18 protein-coding genes are annotated in these 23,200 nt (G+C 72.2%); 11 read left to right on the top strand and 7 right to left on the bottom strand.

The features are described 5' to 3' along the window. Positions 1 to 142: 142 nt before the first annotated feature. The 6 genes from ACIRQH_RS13985 to ACIRQH_RS14010 all read right to left on the bottom strand — a co-directional run bounded on the left by ACIRQH_RS13985 (position 143) and on the right by ACIRQH_RS14010 (position 5,995). Positions 143 to 1,363, bottom strand: coding sequence for a cytochrome P450 (locus ACIRQH_RS13985; RefSeq protein ID WP_358819101.1), 1,221 nt, complete (start codon positions 1,361 to 1,363; stop codon positions 143 to 145). Positions 1,364 to 1,464: 101 nt separating this feature from the next. After that, complete coding sequence (locus ACIRQH_RS13990; RefSeq protein WP_388872324.1) at positions 1,465 to 2,679, bottom strand: cytochrome P450; 1,215 nt, start codon at positions 2,677 to 2,679, stop codon at positions 1,465 to 1,467. Then, complete coding sequence (locus tag ACIRQH_RS13995; RefSeq protein WP_355873809.1) at positions 2,676 to 3,314, bottom strand: ATP/GTP-binding protein; 639 nt, start codon at positions 3,312 to 3,314, stop codon at positions 2,676 to 2,678. Before ACIRQH_RS13995 ends, ACIRQH_RS13990 begins: the two co-directional genes overlap by 4 nt. Continuing rightward, positions 3,295 to 3,651 carry a DUF742 domain-containing protein gene (locus ACIRQH_RS14000; RefSeq protein ID WP_358819103.1) on the bottom strand — a complete coding sequence of 119 codons (357 nt, stop codon included), beginning with the start codon at positions 3,649 to 3,651 and terminating at the stop codon, positions 3,295 to 3,297. The genes ACIRQH_RS13995 and ACIRQH_RS14000 overlap by 20 nt, the downstream gene beginning before the upstream one ends. Continuing rightward, entirely contained in the window at positions 3,648 to 4,055 is a 408-nt protein-coding gene (locus ACIRQH_RS14005) for a roadblock/LC7 domain-containing protein (RefSeq protein ID WP_358819104.1), read from the bottom strand. Before ACIRQH_RS14005 ends, ACIRQH_RS14000 begins: the two co-directional genes overlap by 4 nt. Then, complete coding sequence (locus tag ACIRQH_RS14010) at positions 4,052 to 5,995, bottom strand: ATP-binding protein (protein ID WP_404225884.1); 1,944 nt, start codon at positions 5,993 to 5,995, stop codon at positions 4,052 to 4,054. Before ACIRQH_RS14010 ends, ACIRQH_RS14005 begins: the two co-directional genes overlap by 4 nt. A 655-nt stretch (positions 5,996 to 6,650) precedes the next feature. Here ACIRQH_RS14010 and ACIRQH_RS14015 point away from each other — a divergent pair. From ACIRQH_RS14015 to ACIRQH_RS14065, 11 genes are all read left to right on the top strand, one after another. Beyond that, on the top strand, positions 6,651 to 9,560 hold the full coding sequence (locus tag ACIRQH_RS14015) for an FAD-binding and (Fe-S)-binding domain-containing protein (protein WP_404226151.1): 2,910 nt from the start codon (positions 6,651 to 6,653) through the stop codon (positions 9,558 to 9,560). 62 nt (positions 9,561 to 9,622) lie between these two features. Further along, positions 9,623 to 10,747 carry a lipid II:glycine glycyltransferase FemX gene (locus ACIRQH_RS14020; protein ID WP_388930632.1) on the top strand — a complete coding sequence of 375 codons (1,125 nt, stop codon included), beginning with the start codon at positions 9,623 to 9,625 and terminating at the stop codon, positions 10,745 to 10,747. A 185-nt stretch (positions 10,748 to 10,932) separates the two neighbouring features. After that, positions 10,933 to 11,898: a DMT family transporter gene (locus tag ACIRQH_RS14025; RefSeq protein WP_388872335.1), complete on the top strand. Its 966-nt coding sequence runs from the start codon at positions 10,933 to 10,935 to the stop codon at positions 11,896 to 11,898. A gap of 348 nt (positions 11,899 to 12,246) precedes the next feature. Continuing rightward, positions 12,247 to 13,050, top strand: a complete 804-nt coding sequence (locus tag ACIRQH_RS14030; RefSeq protein WP_404225886.1) for a TIGR03084 family metal-binding protein — start codon at positions 12,247 to 12,249, stop codon at positions 13,048 to 13,050. Further along, the gene (locus ACIRQH_RS14035; protein ID WP_404225888.1) at positions 13,047 to 14,756 is read left to right on the top strand and encodes an acyclic terpene utilization AtuA family protein; all 1,710 of its coding nucleotides are present in this window, start codon (positions 13,047 to 13,049) and stop codon (positions 14,754 to 14,756) included. The genes ACIRQH_RS14030 and ACIRQH_RS14035 overlap by 4 nt, the downstream gene beginning before the upstream one ends. Next, a complete protein-coding gene (locus tag ACIRQH_RS14040; protein WP_358819110.1) occupies positions 14,753 to 16,351 on the top strand; it encodes a carboxyl transferase domain-containing protein in 1,599 nt (532 codons plus the stop codon). The genes ACIRQH_RS14035 and ACIRQH_RS14040 overlap by 4 nt, the downstream gene beginning before the upstream one ends. Positions 16,352 to 16,359: 8 nt before the next feature. After that, entirely contained in the window at positions 16,360 to 18,237 is a 1,878-nt protein-coding gene (locus ACIRQH_RS14045; protein WP_404225890.1) for a biotin carboxylase N-terminal domain-containing protein, read from the top strand. Between the two features lie 83 nt (positions 18,238 to 18,320). Then, complete coding sequence (locus tag ACIRQH_RS14050; RefSeq protein WP_404225892.1) at positions 18,321 to 19,481, top strand: acyl-CoA dehydrogenase family protein; 1,161 nt, start codon at positions 18,321 to 18,323, stop codon at positions 19,479 to 19,481. Between the two features lie 17 nt (positions 19,482 to 19,498). Beyond that, positions 19,499 to 21,064, top strand: coding sequence for a 4-coumarate--CoA ligase family protein (locus ACIRQH_RS14055; protein WP_388872353.1), 1,566 nt, complete (start codon positions 19,499 to 19,501; stop codon positions 21,062 to 21,064). Beyond that, positions 21,061 to 21,795, top strand: coding sequence for an enoyl-CoA hydratase family protein (locus ACIRQH_RS14060; protein WP_404225894.1), 735 nt, complete (start codon positions 21,061 to 21,063; stop codon positions 21,793 to 21,795). The genes ACIRQH_RS14055 and ACIRQH_RS14060 overlap by 4 nt, the downstream gene beginning before the upstream one ends. Further along, positions 21,783 to 22,400, top strand: coding sequence for a TetR/AcrR family transcriptional regulator (locus tag ACIRQH_RS14065; RefSeq protein WP_358819115.1), 618 nt, complete (start codon positions 21,783 to 21,785; stop codon positions 22,398 to 22,400). Before ACIRQH_RS14060 ends, ACIRQH_RS14065 begins: the two co-directional genes overlap by 13 nt. Before the next feature lie 65 nt (positions 22,401 to 22,465). Here the strand turns inward: ACIRQH_RS14065 and pdxH are convergent, their stop codons facing one another. Then, positions 22,466 to 23,104 (bottom strand): pyridoxamine 5'-phosphate oxidase, encoded by a 639-nt coding sequence (pdxH, locus tag ACIRQH_RS14070; RefSeq protein ID WP_388872629.1) that lies wholly within the window; start codon positions 23,102 to 23,104, stop codon positions 22,466 to 22,468. Positions 23,105 to 23,200: the final 96 nt, after the last annotated feature.

The following is a 23,200-nucleotide window of genomic DNA, read 5'->3' on the forward strand; positions in this document are numbered from 1 at the left end:
TGCGGCGGGGGCGGGGGCGGGGGGGGGGGGGGGGGGGGCGGCCCCGGGGGGGGGGGGGGGGGGGGGGGGGGGGGGGGGGGGGGGGGGGGGGGGGCGCGCCCCCCCGCCCGGGGGCGCCTTCCGCGGAGGGCGCCCCGTCACCTCATCCGATCAGCCGCACCGGCAGTTCGAACAGGTCGTTCTGCGTCACCACGGGCTTGTTCCGCAGCTCCGACGCCGGGACCGCGAGGTCCAGGCCCGGGAAGCGCGCGTACAGGGCGGGCAGCGCGACGCCCGCCTCCAGGCGGGACAGGGCGGCGCCGGGGCACACGTGCGGGCCGTGCCCGAAGGAGATGTGCCGGGGACCGTCCGAGCGGCTGATGTCGAAGTCGGCCGCCGTCGGGCCGTGCGCCTCCTCGTCCCGTCCGATCGCCCCGTACGACACGATCAGCGCGTCGCCGGCCGGGATCACCTTGTCGCCGACCGGGACGTCCTCGGTCGCGAAACGGATCAGGACGTGCGAGGTCGGGGTGGAGTGGCGCAGGGTCTCCTCGACGACCGCGGACCAGTCGGCCTCGCCGGACAGCACGCGGGCGCGCTGCTCGGGGTGGGCGGACAGGTTGACGACCGCGTTGACGATCAGGGAGATCGTCGTCTCGTGGCCGGCGGCGACCATCAACTGCAGGGTGGAGACGATCTCCTCGTCGGTGAGGTGGTCACCGTCCTCGGAGGCCAGGATGAGCGCGCTGGTCAGGTCGTCACCCGGCGCGGCCCGCTTCGCCGCGACCGTGGCCGCCATGATCCCGGCCAGTTCGGTCAGGGTCGCGATGACCTCGGCGGGCGGCGTCTGCGTGGAGAAGAACTTCTCGAACAGCTCCTTGAGGCGCGGCAGCCGCGCCTCCTCGATACCCATGAGGTCGGCGACGACGTACATCGGCAGCGGGTACGCGAAGTCGGCCTTCAGATCGACGACATCGCCGTCGAGACCGTCGAGCAGGCCCTCGGTCAGCTTCGCTATCCGCTCCCGCATCTGCTCCACCCGCCGCGGGGTGAGCGCCTGCGCGACCAGGGTGCGCATCCTGCGGTGGTCGGCGCCGTCCACGGTGAGCATGGAGCGGCCCGGGTTGGCGAGCCCGATCAGCGGCCAGTCGGGCGCGATCTCCCCGCGCTGCCAGGCACCCCACACGTTGATGTCCTTGACCAGGCGGGGGTCGGTGAGCAGGGCGCGCGCCTCGGCGTGGCGTGTAACCGCCCACACGGGGACGCCGCCGGGCAGCTCGACGGCGGCGAGGGGACCCGCGGCGCGCAGCGCCTCGCTCTCGCCGTCCAGATCGGTGACGAAGGGGTCCAGGACGATGCGGGTCTCTTCGGTACCGGTGGTCATGCGGGGATCCCTCCAAGGGGGCGGGGTAGGAGTACGGCGTCTTTCCGGGGGCAGCCCCCGGACCCCGGCCGGCGGGTGGGCCGGCCGGGTGCGTCGGGGTCTCAGAGGACGGGAACGGGCGTGAACGTGACGGGCAGTTCGTTCAGCCCCCGCAGCCACGGGGAGGGGCGCCGGGTCAGGGCCTCGGCGGGCACGGCCAGGTCGATGTCGGGCAGCCGGTCCAGGACGACCTCGATACCGGTCCGCGCGATGACCTCGGCGACCTCCTGCGCGGGGAAGGGGCAGCGGTGCTCACCGTGTCCGAAGGCGAAGTGGGCGTTGTTCCCGCCGGTGAGCGCGGAGCTGTCGGTACGGACCTGGGGGTCGGAGTTGGCGCCCTGCAGACCGAGGAGCAGGAGGTCGCCGGTGCGGATGCGGCGCCCGCCGAGCTGGGTGTCGCGCGACGCCCACCGTCCGGCGACGTTCTGGGTGGGGGCGTCCTCCCACAGGACCTCGTTCATGGCCTCGGCCACGCTGTGCCGGCCGCCGAACAGGGAGGCCGCGAAGCGGTCGTCGGTGAGCATCAGGCGCAGCGAGTTGCCGATCCAGTCGGCGCTGGGCTGGTGCCCGGCGGCCATCATGACCATCAGGTCCTGGGCGATCTCCTCGTCGGTGAACCCGGAGGGGTCGGCGAGCATCCGGGACACGACGTCGTCGGCCGGTGTCTCCTTGCGGTCGGCGAGCAACTGCGCCATGGAGGCGGCGAGATGACGCTGTCCGGCGAGCGCACCCTCCCGCCCGTTGACCATGTCGTTGAGCGCGGTGACCAGGCCGGGGCCCTGCTCGTCGGAGAAGCCGTAGAGCGTGGCGAGGACACGGACCGGGAGCAGGGCCGCGTAGTCGGCGATGATGTCCGTCTCGCCCTTGGCGCAGACCGCGTCGATCAGTTCGTCGGCGAACTTCTCGGCGTGGGAGCGCAGTTCGAAGGGATCGACGGCTTCGAGGGCGTCGCTGATCATCGCGGCGCGTTCGCGGTGTCGCTCACCGACGGTGTAGAGGATGGAGGGCTGCTTGCGGCCGATCATCGGCAGCAGCGGCCAGTCGTCGGGGATGCGCTCCCACTGGTTCCACAGGTCCGAGTCGCGGCTGAACAGCTGCGGGTCGCCGGTCACCTGGTGGAGTTCGCGGTAGCCGACGACGAGGAAGGCGGGGATGTCGCCGTCGAGGACGACGGGCACGACCGATCCGTGGTCGCGCCGCATCTCCCGGTACAGCTCCGCCGGTTCGGTCTGGAACCGGGGGCCGCTGAGCGGGACGGGGGCGGGGGTGGGGCTCACAGCGCGGGCTCCGGTGCGGTCAGGGCGTCTTCCGCGGTGGCGGCGCCGTGGCGGGCGTGCAGGGACTGGAGGTGTTCCACGAGCGTGATCAGCACGCGCTTGCTGGACTCCCGGGAACGGGCGTCGCAGTCGAGGAGCGGCACGTGCGGGTCGAGGTCGAGGGCCTCGCGGATCTGCGCGGGGGTGTGCGCTGGTCCGCCGAAGTCGTTGCACGCCACGATGAACGGGGTGCCGTGGTGCTCCAGCCGGTCGATGGCGTACCAGGAGTCGTCGATGCGGCGGGTGTCGACGAGGACGACGGCGCCGAGCGTGCCGGAGAACAGCCGGTCCCACAGGAACCAGAACCGTTCCTGGCCGGGCGCCCCGAACAGGTAGAGCACGTTGCGGGCGTCGAGGGTGATGCGGCCGAAGTCGAACGCGACGGTGGTCGCGGACTTGCCGCGCACCTCGCTGATGTCGTCGACGGCCTCGCCGGCCTGCGTCATCGTCTCCTCGGTGTTGAGGGGACGTATCTCGCTGACCGAGCGGACCAGGGTCGTCTTGCCGACGCCGAAGCCGCCCACGACCACGATCTTCAGGCCGTTGTCGGCCGACGCCGACAGGGGCGCACGAGCGTCAGAGGTTACGGAGTCCAACGAGCACCTGCTCCAGGATGTCGGGATCGGGAAGGCCGGAGGGAACGGTCGTGTACGGGTGGCGGGCACTGACCCGGCCCGCGGCGAGCAGGTCGGACAGCAGGATGCGGGTGATCGACACCGGCAGCCCGAGCTCCGCCGCGATCTCCACGACCGCGGTGGGCCGTTCGCACATCCGCAGGATCGCGGTGTGCTCGGACTGCATTCCCGTCACCGGCTCGCACTCGGCGACCACCAGGGTCACCAGGTCGAAGGGGGTGTCGGGCCCGGACCGGCTGCGGCCTCCGGTGAGGGTGTACAGCCGGTCGGGCGCGTCGTCCCTGCCGGGACGGCTCATGACGTCCGCGGCGGCGCACTCAGGTACTCGCTCAGCTGTTCCACGAGTTCGCTCATGTTGTGCCCGACCAGTCCGGCGTCCGCGTCCTCGGCGGTGACGACGGCGAGGTGCGCGCCGTCGCCCGCCTCCACGATGAACAGCACCCCGCCGTAGAACTCGGCCATCGCCGAGCGCACGCCGCCGGAGCCGTCGCCGAACTCGACGGACGCCCCGTGGGAGAGCGACTGGATGCCGGCCGCGATCGCGGCGAGCTGGTCGGCCTGGTCGACGGACAGTTCGGGGGTGCGGCACAGCTTCAGGCCGTCGCGGGAGAGCACGAGCGCGTGCCGGGCGCCCGGGGTGCGCTCAAGGAGGCCCTCGATGAGCCAGGAGAGCTTCTCGTCGGCGGTGATGGTGCCGGTCATGAGGTGGTGTCGCCTTCCGGGAGCGCGTGCTGGGTGGGGGTGGTGGTGAAGAGGGGGGCGGCGCCCCGTGCGTCGGCTTCGTCGCGGACGCCGTCCGTGCCACCGGCGCCGTCCGTGCCGGGTGCGGGCAGCTGTCCGGTGACCTGGTCCTCGGCGCGGGCCCGCCCGGGCTCCTCGACCTGCGGCTCCTCGGCCCGTACGGCGTCGGAGGCGTCCGGAGCGGTGCCGCGCACCGCCTGCCGGAAGCTGCCGAAGCGGGCCGCGGACCGGGTCCTCGGATCCTCCCCGCCACGGGCGTCGGGGGCGGGCTGCGGCGTCGTGTGGGAGCGGCTGCGCTCGGCGTGGGCGAGGGTGCGGCCGCGGCGCCGCTTGGGCAGCCCGCCGGTGGCCGCGGGCCCCTGCTCGTGCCGCGGCGAGTCGTGCGCCGGGACGGGGTCGGGGTCGAGGTCCCCACCCGCGCGGCCCGCCGCGTACGACACGGGGGCGGTGGGGGAGTCCTCGGCGGGCCGGGAGGTCCGGGCGTCGTGGCCCTCGACCGGACCGGCCTTCTCCCGCGGCCCGTCCGGGCTGTGCTGCGCCTCGGGTTCCCGGCGCTCGCGGGTGCCGGGCGCGGAGGTGTGGCCGTCGACGGCGGCGGGCGCGGGTGTGCCGCTTGCGGTGGCCGCGGTGGCCGCGGTGGCCGTGCCGGGCGTGGCGCCGGTCGCGGTGCTCGGCGGGGTGAGGAGGTCCTGCGGGATGAGGACGAGGACGCCGGTGCCGCCGCGCGCGGAGGGCCGGAACGACACCTTCAGGCCGTGCTTGCGGGCGAGCCTGCCGACCACCGCGAGGCCGAGGCGGGTGCCGGTGAGGCCGCCGAGGCCGCCGGTGTCCGCGGCCTCGCCGGAGACGGCGCGTTCCGCGCGGCGCAGTTGGACGTCGCCCATCACCAGGCCGCTGTCCTCGACGGAGACGATGACGCCAGCCGGGACCTCCTCCACGTACACGTGGACCTCGGCGGTCGGCGGGGAGAACGAGGCGGCGTTGTCGAGGAGTTCGGCGAGCGCGTGCATGACGCCCTCGGCGGCGTGTCCGGCGACGGCGGCCTCGCTCGCGGAGTGCACGCGCACCCGCTGGTAGCCGCCGATGCGGCCCATGGCGCCGCGCAGGATCGACTCCATGACGATGGGGCGGGCCCAGCGGCGTCCGGAGCGGGCGCCCGCCAGGACGGCGACGGAGTCGGCGAGCCGGCCGGCCTGGGCGGTGCGGTGGTCGAGGTGGAGGAGGTCGGCGAGGACGTCCTCGTCGGAGTGCTTCTCCTCCATGGCCCGCAGGTCGGCGAGCATGCCGGTGGACAGCGCCTGCATGCGTCCGGCCGCGTTGGCGGTCGCGGAGATCGCGGCGGCACGCTCACCGGTGGCCTGCCGGGCGCGGGCGTCGAGTTCGGTGTTGCGGGCGGTCAGGCGGGCGCGGTCGGCGGCGAACCGGTCGCGTTCCGCGCCGAACTCCTCGGCGAGACGGTCGCGTTCGGCGGTGAACTCCCCGGTGAGCCGGTCGCGTTCGCGTACGGCGTCCTCGGTCAGCCGGGCCCGTTCCCGGTCGGCCGCCTCGGCGGCGTGCGCGCGGTCGCGGGCGGCCTCGTCGGCCAGCCGGGCCCGTTCCGCGCTGAACTCCTCGGCCTGCCGGGCGCGTTCGTGCAGCAGCCGGCCCGCGTCCTGGGTCACCGAGTCGAGCCGGCGGCGCAGGAGCCTCGTGGCCCGGACGGCTCGGACGGCCACCGCGACAGCCGCGCACAGCAGCACGGCGGCGGTGCCGAGACCCCAGGCCAGAGGGGTGCGGGCGGCTGCGGGGGCGAGCAGGACGGCGGCCAGCACGGCGATCGCGGCCAGTGCGGCTGCGGTCAGCACGGGGGGTGCGATGGCGCGCAGGGTGGGTCGTTCGCCGGAGGTCAGGGGCGGGGTCATCAATCGGTCCTCGGTCGTGTTCCTGGGGGAAGAACGTGTCCTCGGTCGTGTCCTCGGTCGGATCCTGGGCGAGAAGCGACACCTGGTGCTCAACTGGCCGTCACTATATGAGAGTTCGTGATCGGATTGGGAAGGTTCGGAAAGCGGTCTCATGATCGGCCCGGCAAAACGGGGCCTTTCGGGTAGCCGCCGGGCGGCCCCGGCGGACCCCCGGCGGCATCCTGGTGACATGACGGATCTCGGTGGACGGCCCGACGGACAGCCGGAACGACGACCGGAACGACGACCGGAACGACGACCCCGGGCACACCCCACACAACCACCCGGCACCTCCCCGGCCGCGCCCACGAACCCGCCCTCACCGCCCGGCCCACCCTCCGGCGCCCCCGCGAGTGGTGGCGAGGCGAATGACGACCCCGTGAGTGGTGCTCCGGCGGGCGGTGGCGAGGCCAATGGCGACCCCGTGAGCGGTGCTCCGGCGAGCGGCGTCCCGGCGAACGGGCAAGGGACGAAGGGCGCCCCCGCGAGGGGCACCCCGGCGAACCCGTCCGCCCGCACCGCACCGCACGAAGCCTCCCGCGACCTGCGGGCCGCCCTCACCCGCGCCGTCCGCGGCGACGTCGCCTTCGACACCACCGCCCGCGCCCTCACCACCATGGACGCCTCCAACTACCGCCGCGTCCCCCTCGGCGTCGTCTCCCCCCGCGACGCCGACGACATCGCCGCCACCCTCGCCCTCTGCCGCGACCACGGCGTCCCCGTCGTCCCCCGCGGCGGCGGCACCTCCATCGCCGGACAGGCCACCGGCACCGGCATCGTCCTCGACCTCACCCGCCACATGAACCGGATCCTCGACCTCGACCCCGCCACCCGCACCGCCCGCGTCCAGCCCGGCACCGTCCTCGACCGCCTCCAGGAAGCCGCCGCCCCGCACGGCCTGCGCTTCGGCCCCGACCCCTCCACCCACAGCCGCTGCACCCTCGGCGGCATGATCGGCAACAACTCCTGCGGCACCCACTCCGTCGCCTGGGGCACCACCGCCGACAACGTCGGCACCCTCACCGTCATCGACCCCACCGGCCGCACCGCCCGCCTCGGCCGCGACGGAGCCGGCGCACCCGACGGCCTCCTCGACCTCGTCGCCGGCGAACTCGCCCTGCTGCGCACCGGATACCCCGACCTCCCACGCCGCATCTCCGGCTACGCCCTCGACGCCCTCCTGCCCGAACGCGGCACCGACGTCGCCCGCGCCTACTGCGGCACCGAAGGCACCTGGGGCATCCTCACCGAAGCCGAGGTCCACCTCGTCCGGACACCCCCCGCCCGCGCCCTCGCCGTCCTCGCCTACCCCGACGAGAGCGACGCCGCCGACGCCGCGGCCGGACTCCTGACGCACCGGCCCCTCACCGTCGAAGGCATGGCCGCCGACCTCGTCCCCGACCACACCACCCTGCCCCGCGGCGGAGCCTGGCTGTTCGTCGAGACCGGCGGCACCACCCCCGCCGAAGCCCGCGCCCACGCCGACACCATCATCCGCGCCGCAGACGTCACCGACTCCCTCGTCGTCACCGACCCCGCCGCCCAACGCGCCCTGTGGCGACTACGCGAGGACGCCTCCGGCACCGCCACCCGCATCCCCGCCACCACCGGCCCCGCAGGCGAAGCCTGGCCCGGCTGGGAGGACTGCGCCGTACCCCCCGCCCGGCTCGGCGCCTACCTCCGCGACTTCCGCGCCCTCCTCACCGACCACCACCTCCGCGGCACCCCCTACGGACACTTCGGCGACGGCTGCATCCACGTCCGCATCGACTTCGACCTCATCACCACCCCCGGCATCGCCCACTTCCGCCGCTTCTCCCAGGACGTCGCCCACCTCGTCGTCTCCCACGGCGGCTCCCTCTCCGGCGAACACGGCGACGGACAGGCCCGCGCCGAACTCCTGCCCGCCATGTACGGCCCCGACCTCGTCCACCTCTTCGAACGCGCCAAAGACCTCTGGGACCCCCACAACCTCCTCAACCCCGGCATCCTCGTCCGCCCCCACCGCCTCGACGAGAACCTCCGCTTCGCCCCCCTCCCGCACCACCCCGTCGACGTCACCTTCGGCTACCCCGCCGACGACGGCGACTTCACCGCCGCCGTCCGCCGCTGCGTCGGCGTCGCCAAATGCCGCACCACCACCCCACCCGGCCAGGACGTCATGTGCCCCTCCTACCGCGCCACCGGAGACGACACCCACTCCACCCGAGGCCGCGCCCGCCTCCTCCACGAAATGCTCGCCGGCGAGATCATCACCGACGGATGGCGCTCCACCGAGGTCCGCGACGCACTCGACCTGTGCCTCTCCTGCAAGGGCTGCCGCTCCGACTGCCCCGTCGGCGTCGACATGGCCACCTACAAGGCCGAATTCCTCCACCACCACTACGCCGGCCGCCGCCGCCCCCGCACCCACTACACCCTCGGCCGCCTCCCCCTCTGGCTCGCCGCCGTCACCCGCACCCGCACCACCCGCATCGTCAACGCCCTCGCCTCCCTGCCCCCCGCCGCCGCCCTCGCCAAACGCCTCGCCGGCATCGCCCCCGACCGCACCATCCCCCGCCTCGCACCCCAGACCTTCAGCCAGTGGTGGACCAAACGCTTCCGCGACCGGGCCCGCGCCCACGAACGCCGCCGCCGCACCACCCCCCGACCCGGACCCGGCCTCCCCAGCTCCCACGGCCTCTTCCCCGGCTCCGCCGGCCCCACCGTCCTCCTGTGGCCGGACACCTTCACCGAACACCTCACCCCCTCCGTCGGACGCGCCGCCGTCCACGTCCTCGAAGCCGCCGGACTCACCGTCCTCCTCCCCCCACACACCCCCCAACGCCACGGACCCATCGGCGACGGCACCACCCGAGGCCCCCTCCACCCCCGCCACCTCCTGCCCCACCCCACCCGACGCACCTGCTGCGGACTCACCTACATCAGCACCGGCCAGCTCGACCACGCCCGCACCGTCCTGCGCCACACCCTCGACCTCATCGAGCCCTACCTCGCCATCGACGGCCTCCCCGTCGTCGTCCTCGAACCGAGCTGCGCCGCCACCCTGCGCACCGACCTCCCCGAACTCCTCCCCGACGACCCCCGCGCCCACCGCCTCGCCACCGCCGTCGTCACCTTCGCCGAAGCACTCGAACGCCACGCACCCCACTGGACACCACCCCGCCTCGACCGCCCCGTCGCCGGCCAGACCCACTGCCACCAGCACGCCGTCCTCGGCGACCACGCCGAACAACGCCTGCGCGCCGCCGCCGGCCTCACCGGCACCCTCTCCGGCGGCTGCTGCGGCCTCGCCGGAAACTTCGGCTTCGAAAAAGGCCACGAAGACGTGTCGAGAGCCTGCGCCGAAGAACAACTCCTGCCCGCCGTACGCGCCGCGGCACCCGACGCCGTGATCCTCACCGACGGCTACTCCTGCCGCACCCAACTGGCCCACCTCGGCGACCGCACCGGCCGCCACCTGGCGGAGGTCCTCGCCGAGGCACTGCGGACCCGCCCCCAGGACACCGGCTCGGACACCCCCTGATCAGTACGCTGACGACTCCACCGGACACCCCACCGGACCGAGGACCCCGAGGAGCACCCCGCATGACCCTCCGCCTCCAGACGATCACCCGCGACGAACACCTCACGTTCGTCCGCGCCCGCTCCTCGGCCAGCCACATGCAGGTCCCGTCCTGGGGCGACGTGAAACCCGACTGGCAGACCGAGAGCCTCGGCTGGTTCGACGAACACGGACACCTCCAAGGCGTCGGACTCGTCCTCCTGCGCCCCCTGCCCAGAATCAAGCGCTACCTCGCCTACCTCCCCGAGGGCCCCGTCATCGACTGGCACGCCCCCGACCTCGCCGAACGCTGGCTCCGCCCCCTGCTCACCCACCTCAAGTCACGCGGCGCGTTCACCGTCAAGATGGGACCGCCCGTCGTCGCCCGCCGCTGGAGCGCCGACACCGTCAAGACCGCCATCGCCGACCCCGCCGCACGACGCCTCGCCGACGTACCCCCCACCTCCGAGGAACCCGCGGCCACCGACATCGCCGGGCGGCTGCGCGCCATGGGCTGGCAGCAGACCGAACCCGGCGGCGAGGACGGCTTCGCCGCGGGCCAGCCCCGCTACGTCTTCCAGGTCCCCTTCGCCGGCCGCACCCTCGACGACATCCACAAGGGCCTCAACCAGCAGTGGCGGCGCAACATCAAGAAGGCCGACAAAGCCGGCGTCAAAGTCGTCCGCGGCGGCTACGACGACCTCCCCGCCTTCTACGAGCTGTACGCGGAGACCGCCGAACGCGACCGCTTCATCCCCCGCCCGCTGCCCTACTTCCAGCGCATGTGGACCGCCCTCACCACCGAGGACCCCGACCGCATGCGCCTCTACCTCGCCCACCACGACGGCGACGTCCTCGCCGCCGCCACCATGATCACCGTCGGCACGCACGTCTGGTACTCCTACGGCGCCTCCACCAGCCGCCGCCGCGAGGTCCAGCCCAACAACGCCATCCAATGGCGCATGATGGCCGACGCCCACGAACTCGGCGCCACCGTCTACGACTTCCGCGGCATCACCGACACCCTCGACGAGACCGACCACCTCGTCGGCCTCCTCCGCTTCAAAGCAGGCGCAGGCGGCGAGGCCGCCGAATACCTCGGCGAATGGGACTTCCCCCTCAACCGCCTCCTCCACAAGGCACTCGACCTCTACATGACCCGCCGCTGACCAGCCCCCGACGGTGCCGCGCGGCCGGCGCCCACCCCCACCGCGCGACACCGCCCCCGGGAAGCACTCCCAGGACACTTCTGCGACAGTTGCATAACAGGTTCACACGCCTGACCCAGTCCACTACTCTGGACCGACTGGTACAGCACGATGAACGAACCTGAGTCGAACCCCTGGAAGGCCCCGTGAACACCCCCAGCGCCGCCCCCACCACCCCGGCCCCGGCCGCCCCGGCCACCGCACCCGCGGCCGGGGCACCCACCGCCGGACCCGGCCGGCGCGGCGCCCTCGGACCCGTCGGCCTCGTCCTCGCGGGCGGCATCTCCGTCCAGTTCGGCGGCGCCCTCGCCGTCAGCCTCATGCCCCGCGTCGGCGCCCTCGGCGTCGTCACCCTGCGCCTGCTCGTCGCCGCCATCGTGCTGATCGCCATCTGCCGCCCCAGCGTCCGCGGACACTCCCGCGCCGACTGGAACACCGTCATCGTCTTCGGCCTCACCATGGCCGCCATGAACGGCCTCTTCTACCAAGCCGTCGCCCGCATCCCCCTCGGCCCCGCCGTCACCCTCGAAGTGCTCGGCCCCCTCGCCCTCTCCGTCGTCACCTCCCGCCGCGCCGTCAACCTCCTCTGGGCCGGCCTCGCCCTCGGCGGCGTCTTCCTCCTCGGCGGCGGAGGCTTCACCAGCCTCGACCCCGCAGGCGTCGCCTTCGCCCTCGGCGCCGGCGCCATGTGGGCCGCCTACATCGTCTTCAGCGCCCGCACCGGCCGACGCTTCCCCCAGGCCGACGGCCTCGCCCTCGCCATGGTCGTCGCCGCCGTCGCCTTCCTCCCCCTCGGCATCGCCGAATCCGGCACCCGCCTCCTCGTCCCCACCACCATCGTCCTCGGCGGGGCCGTCGCCATCCTCTCCTCCGTCCTCCCCTACACCCTCGAACTGCTCGCCCTGCGCCGCCTCCCCGCCTCCACCTTCGCCATCCTCATGAGCCTCGAACCCGCCGTCGCCGCCACCGCCGGCTTCCTCGTCCTCGACCAGGCCCTCTCCCTCATCGAATCCCTCGCCATCGCCCTCGTCATCGCCGCGAGCATGGGCGCCGTCCGCACCCAGATCGGCCGAGGAAAAGCCAAGACCCTCCAACCGGCCCCGGACGCGTAACCCCCACCACCACGGACGGACGACCGCGGCGAGGGGCACGGACCCGACGAGGGGCACGGACCCGGCGTATGGCACCGCTCCGACGTACGGCACCGTCCCGGCGTACGGCACGGCTCTGACGTAGGGCACCGCTCCGCGAGTACGACGCGGCTCCTACGTACGACGCGGCGTGCACATCCCAGCGGACCGTCACCGATGCGCGCCGCACACTCTCGACGCACCCCACACACCCTCCGGCCACGGACCGGCGGCACAGCAACGGCCTGATTAATGCAAGCACGCTTGCTTGTTTCTTCGGACGCTGCCATGCTCCCAGCCACACACCGCCGTGTCCCGAGGGAGCGCACCGTGTCCGACCCGACGCCCGTGACCGCAGTGATCGACGACCTGCACCACGAGAGCGAAGAACTCGACCAGCTCGTCGCCGAACTCGACGACACCCGCTGGGCCCGCGACACCCCCGCCCCCCGCTGGACGATCGCCCACCAGATCGCCCACCTCGCCTGGACCGACCGGGCCGCCCTCCTCGCCGTCACCGACCCCGACGCCTTCGCCGACGAGGTCAAAAGAGCACTCGCCGCCCCCGACACCTTCGTCGACCAAGGCGCCGACGAAGGCGCCGCCCAACCCCCCGCACACCTCCTCACCGCCTGGCGCACCGGACGCACCGCCCTCGAAACCGCCCTCCGCGCAGCCCCACCAGCCACCCGCTTCCCCTGGTACGGACCCCCCATGTCCGTCGCCTCCATGGCCACCGGCCGCCTCATGGAAACCTGGGCCCACGGACAGGACATCGCCGACACCCTCGGCGTACAGCGGCAGCCCACCGACCGGCTCCGCCACGTCGTCCGCATCGGCGTACGCGCCCGCGACTTCGCCTTCGCCGTCCACGGCCTCCCCGCACCCACCGAAGAATTCCGCATCGAACTCCAGAGCCCCACCGGCGACCTCTGGACCCACGGACCCACCGACGCCCCCCAACGCGTCACCGGCCCCGCCCTCGACTTCTGCCTCCTCGTCACCCAACGAGCCCACCGCACCGACCTCGCCGTCCACGCCCAAGGCCCCGACGCCGACCACTGGCTCGACATCGCCCAAGCCTTCGCAGGCCCACCCGGACCCGGACGCCGACCCGAGGAAACCCACCGGTGACCCCCGCCGCCCCCCGGAGCCCCCTGCGCATCGGCAACGCCTCCGGCTTCTACGGCGACCGCTTCGACGCCCTGCGCGACATGCTCACCGGCGGCCCCCTCGACATCCTCACCGGCGACTACCTCGCCGAACTCACCATGCTCATCCTCGGCCGCGACCGCCTCAAAGACCCCCACCGCGGGTACGCCAAGACCTTCCTGCGCCAACTCGAGGAATGCCTCGGCCTAGCCCACGACAACGGCGTACGCATCGTCACCAACGCCGGCGGCCTCAACCCCGCCGCACTCGCCGACGCCGTCCGCGAACTCGCCGACCGCCTCGGCATCCCCACCCGCGTCGCCCACGTCGAAGGCGACGACCGCACCCCGCACCACCCCGGCAGCCTCGCCGCCCACGCCTACCTCGGCGGCGCCGGCATCGCCACCTGCCTCCGCGAAGGCGCCGACATCGTCGTCACCGGACGCGTCACCGACGCCGCCCTCGTCACCGGACCCGCCGTCGCCCACTTCGGCTGGACACCCCACGACCACGACCGCCTCGCCGGAGCCGTCGTCGCCGGACACGTCCTCGAATGCGGCACCCAGGCCACCGGCGGCAACTACGCCTTCTTCACCGAGCACGACCCCGCCCGCCTGCACCGCCCCGGCTTCCCGCTCGCCGAACTCCACGAGGACGGCACCAGCGTCATCACCAAACACGACGGCACCGGCGGCATCATCGACCTCGGCACCGTCACCGCCCAACTCCTCTACGAGACCCAGGGCGCCCGCTACGCAGGACCCGACGTCACCGCCCGCCTCGACACCGTCACCCTCACCCAGGACGGCCCCGACCGCGTCCGCATCACCGGCGCCCGCGGCGAACCCCCACCCCCCACCCTCAAGGTCGGCCTCAACAAACTCGGCGGCTTCCGCAACGAGGTCGCCTTCGTCCTCACCGGCCTCGACATCGAACGCAAGGCCGATCTCGTCCGCGACCAGATGCAGACAGCCCTCGACGCCGCCAAGACCCGCCCGGCCGACATCCGCTGGGACCTCGCCCGCACCGACCACCCCGACGCGCCCACCGAGGAGACCGCCAGCGCCCTGCTCCGCCTCGTCGTCCGCGACCCGGACCAGGCAGCAGTCGGCCGCACCCTCAGCGGCGCCGCCATCGAACTGGCGCTCGCCAGCTACCCGGGATTCCACGTCCTGGCACCCCCGGGACCAGGCTCGCCGTACGGTGTCTTCGAGGACGAGTACATCCCGCAGGACGCGGTGGACCACGTCGCCGTCCTCGACGACGGACGCCGGATACCGGTGACCCCGCCCGGCGAGACGCTCGTACCGGAGCCACCGGAAGAACCGTCTCTCCCCTTGCCGCTGCCCGAAGGGCCCACCCGGCGCGCGCCATTGGGACTGGTCGCGGGCGCACGCAGCGGGGACAAGGGCGGGAACGCGAACGTCGGCGTCTGGGCCCGCACGGACGACGCCTGGAGATGGCTGGTCCACGAACTGACAACTGACAGATTTCAGACTCTGATATCTGAAAGCCGTCATCTGTCAGTTGTCAGACATGTGCTGCCCAACCTCCGCGCCCTCAACTTCGTCGTCGAGGGCATCCTCGGCGAGGGCGTCGCCTCCCAGGCCCGTTTCGACCCTCAGGCCAAGGCTTTGGGCGAGTGGCTCCGTTCCCGTCATCTGGATATTCCGGAGGCCCTGCTGTGAGTGTGCTTTCCTCCGCGCTCGATCCGAAGAGTGCCGAGTACGCGGAGTACCGGGCGAGCATGCTCGGCAAGCTCGCGGAGTTGGATGCCGAGCATGCGAAGGCGTTGGCGGGGGGTGGGGAGAAGTATGTCGAGCGGCATCGGGGGCGGGGGAAGTTGCCGGCCCGTGAGCGGATCGAGCTGCTTCTCGATGATGACACCCCGTTCCTGGAGTTGTCGCCGCTCGCGGCGTGGGGGAGTGAGTACGCGGTGGGGGCTTCGCTCGTCACCGGTATCGGGGTGGTGGAGGGCGTCGAGTGCCTGATCACCGCGAACGATCCGACGGTGCGGGGTGGTGCGAGCAATCCGTGGAGTCTGAGGAAGGCGCTGCGGGCGAACGACATCGCGCTGGCGAATCGGCTGCCCTGCATCAGTTTGGTGGAGTCGGGGGGTGCGGATCTGCCGTCGCAGAAGGAGATCTTCATTCCCGGGGGTGCGATCTTCCGTGACATCACGCGGTTGTCGGCGGCGGGGATCCCGACGGTGGCGGTGGTGTTCGGGAACTCGACGGCCGGGGGTGCGTACGTTCCCGGGATGTCGGACCACGTGATCATGGTGAAGGACCGGGCGAAGGTCTTTCTGGGCGGGCCGCCGCTGGTGAAGATGGCGACGGGTGAGGAGAGCGACGACGAGTCGCTGGGCGGTGCCGAGATGCACGCGCGTGTGTCGGGTCTGGCGGACTATTTCGCCGTCGACGAGCGCGATGCGCTGCGGCAGGCGCGGCGGGTGGTGGCGCGGCTCAATCACCGTAAGGCGTACGGGGATCCGGGTGCGGTGGAGTCTCCGAAGTACGACGTGGAGGAGCTGCTGGGGATCGTTCCGGGGGATCTGCGGCATCCGTTCGATCCGCGGGAGGTGATCGCGCGGGTGGTGGACGGTTCGGATTTCGATGAGTTCAAGCCGCTGTACGGGGCGAGTCTGGTGACCGGGTGGGCGTCGTTGCACGGTTATCCGGTGGGGGTGCTGGCGAACGCCCAGGGGGTGTTGTTCAGCGCGGAGTCGCAGAAGGCGGCGCAGTTCATCCAGTTGGCGAATCAGCGGGACATTCCGCTGGTGTTCCTGCACAACACGACGGGCTACATGGTGGGCCGGGAGTACGAGCAGGGCGGGATCATCAAGCACGGCGCGATGATGATCAACGCGGTGAGCAATTCGCGGGTTCCGCATCTGTCGGTGCTGATGGGCGCCTCGTACGGGGCGGGGCATTACGGGATGTGCGGGCGTGCCTATGATCCGCGGTTCCTGTTCGCGTGGCCGAGTGCGAAGTCGGCGGTGATGGGGCCGCAGCAGTTGGCGGGTGTGCTGTCGATCGTGGCGCGGCAGTCGGCGGCGGCGAAGGGGCGTCCGTACGACGACGACGCGGATGCGGCGTTGCGGGCGATGGTGGAGCAGCAGATCGAGTCGGAGTCGTTGCCGATGTTCTTGTCGGGGCGGTTGTACGACGACGGGGTGATCGATCCGCGGGATACCCGCACGGTGCTGGGTCTGTGTCTGTCCGCGATCCACACGGCGCCTTTCGAGGGTGCGCGGGGTGGTTTCGGCGTCTTTCGGATGTGAGGGTTCCCGTGATTTCGAGTCTGTTGGTGGCGAACCGGGGCGAGATCGCCTGTCGGGTGTTCCGTACGTGCCGTGAGGTGGGGGTGCGGACGGTGGCGGTGTGTTCGGACGCCGATGAGGGTGCGTTGCATGCGCGTGAGGCGGATGTGGTGGTGCGGTTGCCGGGTGCTTCGCCTGCGGAGACGTATCTGCGGGGTGATCTGATCGTGGCGGCGGCGTTGCGTGCGGGGGCGGACGCGGTGCATCCGGGGTACGGGTTCCTGTCGGAGAACGCGGGGTTCGCGCGGGCGGTGCTGGACGCGGGCCTGGTGTGGGTGGGTCCGTCGCCGGAGGCGATCGAGGCGATGGCGTCGAAGACGCGGGCGAAGAAGCTGATGGGGCTCGCGCCGTTGGAGCGGGTGACGGCGGCGGATCTGCCGGTGTTGGTGAAGGCCGCGTCGGGGGGTGGCGGGCGGGGGATGCGGGTCGTGCGTGATCTGGCGGAGCTCGAGGGTGCGTTGGAGGGCGCGCGGGCGGAGGCGTTGAGTGCTTTCGGGGACGGGGAGGTGTTCGTCGAGCCGTTCGTGGAGGGCGGGCGGCATGTGGAGGTGCAGATCCTGGCGGATGCGCACGGGACGGTGTGGCCGTTGGGGACGCGGGACTGTTCGCTGCAGCGGCGGCATCAGAAGGTGATCGAGGAGGCGCCGGCTCCGGGGTTGGGTGGTCTGACGGAGTCGTTGTACGCGTTGTCGGTGCGGGCGGCGCGTGCGGTGGACTACGTGGGTGCGGGGACGGTGGAGTTCCTGGTCGCGGACGGGCGGGCGCATTTTCTGGAGATGAACACGCGGCTTCAGGTGGAGCATCCGGTGACGGAGGCGGTGTTCGGGGTCGATCTGGTGGCGCTGCAGTTGCGGGTGGCGGAGGGGGAGCGGCTGGAGGGTGGGCCTCCGGTGGCGCGGGGTCATGCGGTGGAGGCGCGGTTGTACGCGGAGGATCCGGCGGGGGGCTGGGCGCCGCAGACGGGGTCGGTGCACCGGTTCGCGGTTCCGGAGGGGGTGCGGCTGGATACGGGTTTCGCCGACGGTGACGTGGTGGGGGTGCACTACGACCCGATGCTGGCGAAGGTGGTGGCGCATGCGGGGTCGCGGGCGGAGGCGGTGCGGAAGCTGGCGGGTGCGTTGGAGCGGGCGGTGGTGCACGGGCCGGTGACGAACCGGGATCTGCTGGTGCGGTCGTTGCGGCACGAGGAGTTCGTGGGGGCCCGGATGGATACGGGTTTCTACGACCGTCATCTGGGGGTGTTGACGGAGCCGGTGGTGGATGTGCTGGCGCCGTTGGCGGCGGCTTTGGCGGACGGGTTCGGCCGGTCGCGGTTCGGTGGCTGGCGGAACGTGGTGTCGCAGCCGCAGGTGAAGCGGTACCGGATGGCGGGTGTGGAGCACGAGGCCGTGTACCGGTATGCGCGTGGCGGGCCGGTGGCGGAGGGGGTGCGGGTGCTGTACGTGGATGCGGGGCGTGTGGTGCTCGAAGTGGACGGTGTGCGGCGGGCGTTCGCGGTGGCGACGTATGGGGACGGCCGGGTGTTCGTGAACGACGTGGTGCTGACGGTCGTGCCGCGTTTCCCGGACGCGGCGGCGGAGCGGGTTCCGGGGTCGTTGCTGGCGCCGATGCCGGGGACGGTGGTCCGGGTGGCGGAGGGCCTTGAGGTGGGGTCCGAAGTGCGAGCGGGGCAGCCCTTGTTGTGGCTGGAGGCGATGAAGATGGAGCATCGGATCGCGGCGCCGGCGGCGGGGACGTTGAGCGCGTTGCGGGTGGTGGTGGGGCAGCAGGTGGAGGTGGGTGCTCTGCTGGCCGTGGTGCGGGAGGAGGCGGCGGGGGACGCGGCCTCGTCGGGGCCGGCCTCGTAAGTGTGGGGCGGGGCAGGCGCGTTCAAGCATTTTCAGGCACGTACAGGCTGCGTTTTTCGTACCGATCGTACTGAGGAGCCCTCATGAGTGCTGTCACCGAGACCGATGAACACAAGGCGCTTCGCTCGGCGGTCGCCGCGCTGGGCAGGCGGTACGGCCGGGAGTATCTGGCGAAGGTCGTCGCGGAGGGGGGTCATCCCGACGAGCTGTGGTCGGAGGCGGGGAAGCTGGGCTATCTGGGGGTGAACCTGCCGGAGGAGTACGGCGGTGGGGGTGGTGGCATAGCGGAGCTGTCGATCGTCCTGGAGGAGCTGGGGGCGGCGGGGTGTCCGCTGCTGATGCTGGTGGTGTCGCCGGCGATCTGCGGGACGGTGATCGCGCGGTTCGGTACGGAGGAGCAGAAGCGGGAGTGGCTGCCGGGGTTGTCGGACGGTTCGCGGACGATGGCGTTCGGGATCACGGAGCCGGATGCGGGGTCGAACTCGCACCGGATCACGACGACGGCCCGCCGGGACGGTGCGGACTGGGTGCTGAGCGGGCGGAAGGTGTTCATCTCGGGGGTGGACATCGCGGACGCGACGTTGATCGTGGGCCGTACGGAGGATGCGCGGACGGGGAGTCTGAAGCCGTGTCTGTTCATCGTGCCGCGGGACACGGAGGGGTTCGGGCGGCGGCGGATCGATATGGAGCTGCACGGTGCGGAGAAGCAGTTCGAGCTGACGCTGGACGAGGTGCGGCTGCCGGCGGACGCGTTGGTGGGTCATGAGGACGCGGGACTGCTGCAGTTGTTCGCAGGGCTGAATCCGGAGCGGGTGATGACGGCGGCGTTCGCGATCGGTATGGGGCGTCACGCGCTGGCGCGGGCGGTGGAGTACGCGCGGGAGCGGACGGTGTGGAAGGCGCCGATCGGGGCGCATCAGGCGATCGCGCATCCGTTGGCGCAGGCGCACATCGAGCTGGAGCTGGCACGGCTGATGATGCAGAAGGCGGCGTTCCTGTACGACGAGGGGGACGACGTGGGGGCGGGTGAGGCGGCGAACATGGCGAAGTACGCGGCGGCTGAGGCGTGTGTGCGGGCGGTGGATCAGGCGGTGCACACGCTGGGCGGGAACGGTCTGACGCGGGAGTTCGGTCTGGCGTCGCTGATTACGGCGGCGCGGGTGTCTCGTATCGCACCGGTCAGCAGGGAGATGATTCTCAACTACGTCTCCCATCAGACCCTGGGTCTGCCCAAGTCGTACTGAGCGTCTTAGGAGGAACTGTGTTCCGTAGCGAGTACGCAGATGTTCCGGCTGTCGAGGAGCCGATCCACGAGGTGGTCTTGGGTCGTGCCGGTGAGTGGGGTGAGGTGCCGGCGCTGGTCGACGGTGTCGACGGCACCACTCTCACGTACGGGCAACTGGATCTGTTCCACCGCAGGTTGGCGGCGGCGTTGGTGGAGGCGGGGCTGTGCAAGGGGGATGTGCTGGCTCTGCACAGTCCGAACACGATCGCGTTCCCGACGGTGTTCTACGGGGCGACGCGGGCGGGCGCGTCGGTGACGACGGTGCATCCGCTGGCGACGGCGGAGGAGTTCGCGAAGCAGTTGCGGGACTGTTCGGCGCGGTGGGTGGTGACGGTGTCGCCGTTGCTGGAGGTGGCGCGGCGGGCGGCCGAACTGGCGGGTGGTGTGCGGGAGATCTTCGTGTGCGATCAGGCGCCGGGGGTGCGGTCGTTGGCCGAGCTGCTGGGTGGTTCGGCGCCGGAGCCGCGGGTGGAGATCGACACGGCGGTGGATGTGGCGGCGTTGCCGTACTCGTCGGGGACGACGGGTGTGCCGAAGGGGGTGATGCTCACGCACCGTTCGATCGGGACGAATCTGGCGCAGTTGTCGCCGCTGATCCCGATGGAGGCGGGGGAGCGGGTGCTGGCGGTGCTGCCGTTCTTCCACATCTACGGTCTGACGGCGTTGATGAACGCGCCGCTGCGGCAGGGTGCGACGGTGGTGGTGCTGCCGCGTTTCGAGCTGGACCAGTTCCTGCGGGCGATCCAGGAGCATCGCATCACGGCGTTGTACGTGGCGCCGCCGATCGTGCTGGCGTTGGCGAAGCATCCGGCGGTCGCGGAGTACGACCTGTCGTCGTTGCGGTACATCATCTGTTCGGCGGCTCCGCTGGACGCCGGTCTGGCGGCGGCGTGTTCGGCGCGGCTGGGGCTGCCGCCGGTGGGTCAGGCGTACGGGATGACGGAGTTGTCGCCGGGGACGCATGTGGTTCCGCTGGGCGCGGTGGATCCTCCGGCGGGGACGGTGGGGAAGCTGATCGCGGGCACGGAGATGCGGATCGTGTCGCTGGAGGATCCGGGCCGGGATCTGGGGGTCGGTGAGCCGGGGGAGATCGTCATCCGGGGTCCGCAGGTGATGAAGGGCTATCTGGGGCGGCCGGACGCGACGGCGGCGATGATCGACGCGGACGGCTGGCTGCACACGGGGGATGTCGGTCATGTGGACGCGGACGGCTGGCTGTTCGTGGTGGACCGGGTGAAGGAACTGATCAAGTACAAGGGTTTCCAGGTCGCTCCGGCGGAGTTGGAGGCGTTGTTGCTGACGCATCCGGGGATAGCGGACGCGGCGGTGGTGGGTGCGTACAACGAGGACCACAACGAGGTTCCGCACGCGTTCGTGGTGCGGCAGCCGTCGGCGCCGGAGCTGTCGGAGGGTGAGGTGATGATGTACGTCGCGGAGCAGGTGGCGCCGTACAAGCGGGTGCGTCGGGTGACGTTCGTCGACGGGGTGCCGCGGGCGGCGTCGGGGAAGATCCTGCGCCGTGAGCTGCGGGGCCGGTCATGACGGTGGTCGAGGTGGGGTACGAGCGGGCGGTGGCCACGCTGACGCTGGACGCGCCGGCGAACCGGAACGCGCTGTCGGCGGTGCTGGTGGGTGAACTGGCGCGGGCGCTGGCGGGGTGCGAGAAGGACGACGCGGTGCGCGCGGTGGTGCTGACGCACACCGGGAACACGTTCTGTGCGGGCGCCGATCTGCGGAACCCGCCGGATCCGGACGCCCTGGTGGGGCTGTTGCGGCAGATCGTCGCGCTGCGCAAGCCGGTGGTGGCGCGGGTGGCCGGTCATGTGCGGGCGGGTGGTCTGGGGCTGCTCGGGGCGTGTGATCTGGCGGTGGCGGGCAGGGCGGCGACGTTCGCGTTCACGGAGGTGCGGATCGGGGTCGCTCCGGCGGTCATCTCGTTGCCGCTGCTGCCGCGCTGCGATCCGCGGGCGCTGGCCCGCTATTACCTGACGGGTGAGCGGTTCGATGCGGCGGAGGCGGTGCGTGCGGGGCTGCTGACGGCGGCCGGTGACGAGGTGGACGTGGTGCTGGCGCCGTTGCTGGACGGGCTGCGCCGGTCGTCGCCGCAGGGTCTCGCCGAGACGAAGGCGCTGCTCACGGCTAAGGTGCTGGAGGCCTTCGACCGGGACGCGGCGGATCTGACCGCGCTCTCGGCCCGGCTGTTCTCCTCGGGCGAGGCGCGCGAGGGGATGTCGGCCTTCCTCGAACGACGGGATCCCGCATGGGTGGTGTGAGCGCGGCGGAGCCTGCGGCGCGGGTGCCGCACGAGCCGAAGCAGGACCGCAGCCGGGCCACCCGGCAGCGGCTGCTGGCGGCCGCGGTGGCGTGTCTGGCCGAGTACGGCTGGGCGGGTTCGACGGTGTCCGTCGTCGCGGAGCGGGCGGGTGTGTCGCGGGGTGCGGCGCAGCATCACTTCCCGACGCGGGAGGACCTGTTCACGGCGGCGGTGGAGTATGTCGCGGAGGAGCGGTCGACGGCGTTGCGTGCCCTGTTCCCGGAGGGTGCGGCCGACCGGCGGGTCGTGGTCGCCGCGCTGGTCGGCCTGTACACGGGGCCGTTGTTCCGGGCGGCGCTGCATCTGTGGGTGGCGGCGTCCGACGAGGAGCAGTTGCGGGCGCGGGTGACCGAGCTGGAGGCTCGGGTCGGCCGGGAGAGTCACCGGATCGCGGTGGATCTGCTGGGCGCGGACGAGTCGCGGCCGGGGGTGCGGGAGACGGTGCAGGGTTTGCTGGACATGGCGCGGGGCCTCGGTCTGGCGAACCTGCTCACGGACGACGGGGCGCGTCGGGAGCGGGTGGTGGCGCAGTGGGGCGTGATCGTGGACGAGGCGCTGGGCTGAGGTCCGGGGGTGGGCGACCGGAGCCGGTGTGGGCGGTCGTCGGGCGGCCGTCGGGTTGTACGGGTTCAGGGGCTGAGGCGTTCGCGGCGCCAGCCGCCGTCGGTTTCGGCGACGTAGCGGAGCCGGTCGTGGAGGCGGTTCTCGCGGCCCTGCCAGAACTCGACGCTCTGCGGGGCGATCCGGAATCCGCCCCAGTGCGGGGGCACCGGCACCTGTTCGCCCTCGGGGTAGCGGGCGCTCAACTCATCGTAGGTGGAGTCGAGTTCGGTGCGTGAGGTGATGACGGTGGACTGGGTGCTGGCCCAGGCGCCGAGCTGGGAGCCGTGCGGGCGGGTGCGGAAGTAGGCGGCGGTCTCGTCGCGTCCGGTGCGGCGGGCGGTGCCGGTGACGATGACCTGCCGGGCGAGCGGGTGCCAGGGGAACAGCAGGGAGATGTACGGGTTCTGGGCCAGCTCGCGGGCCTTGCGGGAGCCGTAGTTGGTGTAGAAGACGAAGCCGTGTTCGTCGTACTGCTTGAGCAGGACGGTGCGGGAGCTGGGGCGGCCCTCGGCGTCGGCTGTGGAGACGATCATCGCGTTGGGTTCGTGGACGAAGCCGTGCAGGGAGGCCTGGGCGGCCTGCCGGAACCAGCGGGCGAACTGTTCCATGGGGTGCGGGGCGAGGTCACTCTCGTCGAGGCCCTCGGCGCGGTAGTGGGCGCGCATCGCGGCGGGGTCGGGGGCGGCGAGGTCCTCCTCGGCCGTCTCGGCGGCGCGGCGGATGAGGGGTTCGGCTGCGGATTCGTCCGGGAAACGATCGTT

It is taken from the genome of Streptomyces sp. NPDC102279 (assembly GCF_044766365.1).
GTDB lineage: Bacteria > Actinomycetota > Actinomycetes > Streptomycetales > Streptomycetaceae > Streptomyces.

What these genes read in the sequence shown, in the direction of transcription:
- ACIRQH_RS13985 (WP_358819101.1), bottom strand. Translation starts at nt 1,363, where the DNA reads ATGACCACCGGTACCGAAGAGACCCGCATCGTCCTGGACCCCTTCGTC.
- ACIRQH_RS14000 (WP_358819103.1), bottom strand. Translation starts at nt 3,651, where the DNA reads ATGAGCCGTCCCGGCAGGGACGACGCGCCCGACCGGCTGTACACCCTC.
- ACIRQH_RS14005 (WP_358819104.1), bottom strand. Translation starts at nt 4,055, where the DNA reads ATGACCGGCACCATCACCGCCGACGAGAAGCTCTCCTGGCTCATCGAG.
- ACIRQH_RS14010 (WP_404225884.1), bottom strand. Translation starts at nt 5,995, where the DNA reads ATGACCCCGCCCCTGACCTCCGGCGAACGACCCACCCTGCGCGCCATC.
- ACIRQH_RS14015 (WP_404226151.1), top strand. Translation starts at nt 6,651, where the DNA reads ATGGACGCCTCCAACTACCGCCGCGTCCCCCTCGGCGTCGTCTCCCCC.
- ACIRQH_RS14020 (WP_388930632.1), top strand. Translation starts at nt 9,623, where the DNA reads ATGACCCTCCGCCTCCAGACGATCACCCGCGACGAACACCTCACGTTC.
- ACIRQH_RS14050 (WP_404225892.1), top strand. Translation starts at nt 18,321, where the DNA reads ATGAGTGCTGTCACCGAGACCGATGAACACAAGGCGCTTCGCTCGGCG.
- ACIRQH_RS14060 (WP_404225894.1), top strand. Translation starts at nt 21,061, where the DNA reads ATGACGGTGGTCGAGGTGGGGTACGAGCGGGCGGTGGCCACGCTGACG.
- ACIRQH_RS14065 (WP_358819115.1), top strand. Translation starts at nt 21,783, where the DNA reads ATGGGTGGTGTGAGCGCGGCGGAGCCTGCGGCGCGGGTGCCGCACGAG.
- pdxH (WP_388872629.1), bottom strand. Translation starts at nt 23,104, where the DNA reads ATGCGCGCCCACTACCGCGCCGAGGGCCTCGACGAGAGTGACCTCGCC.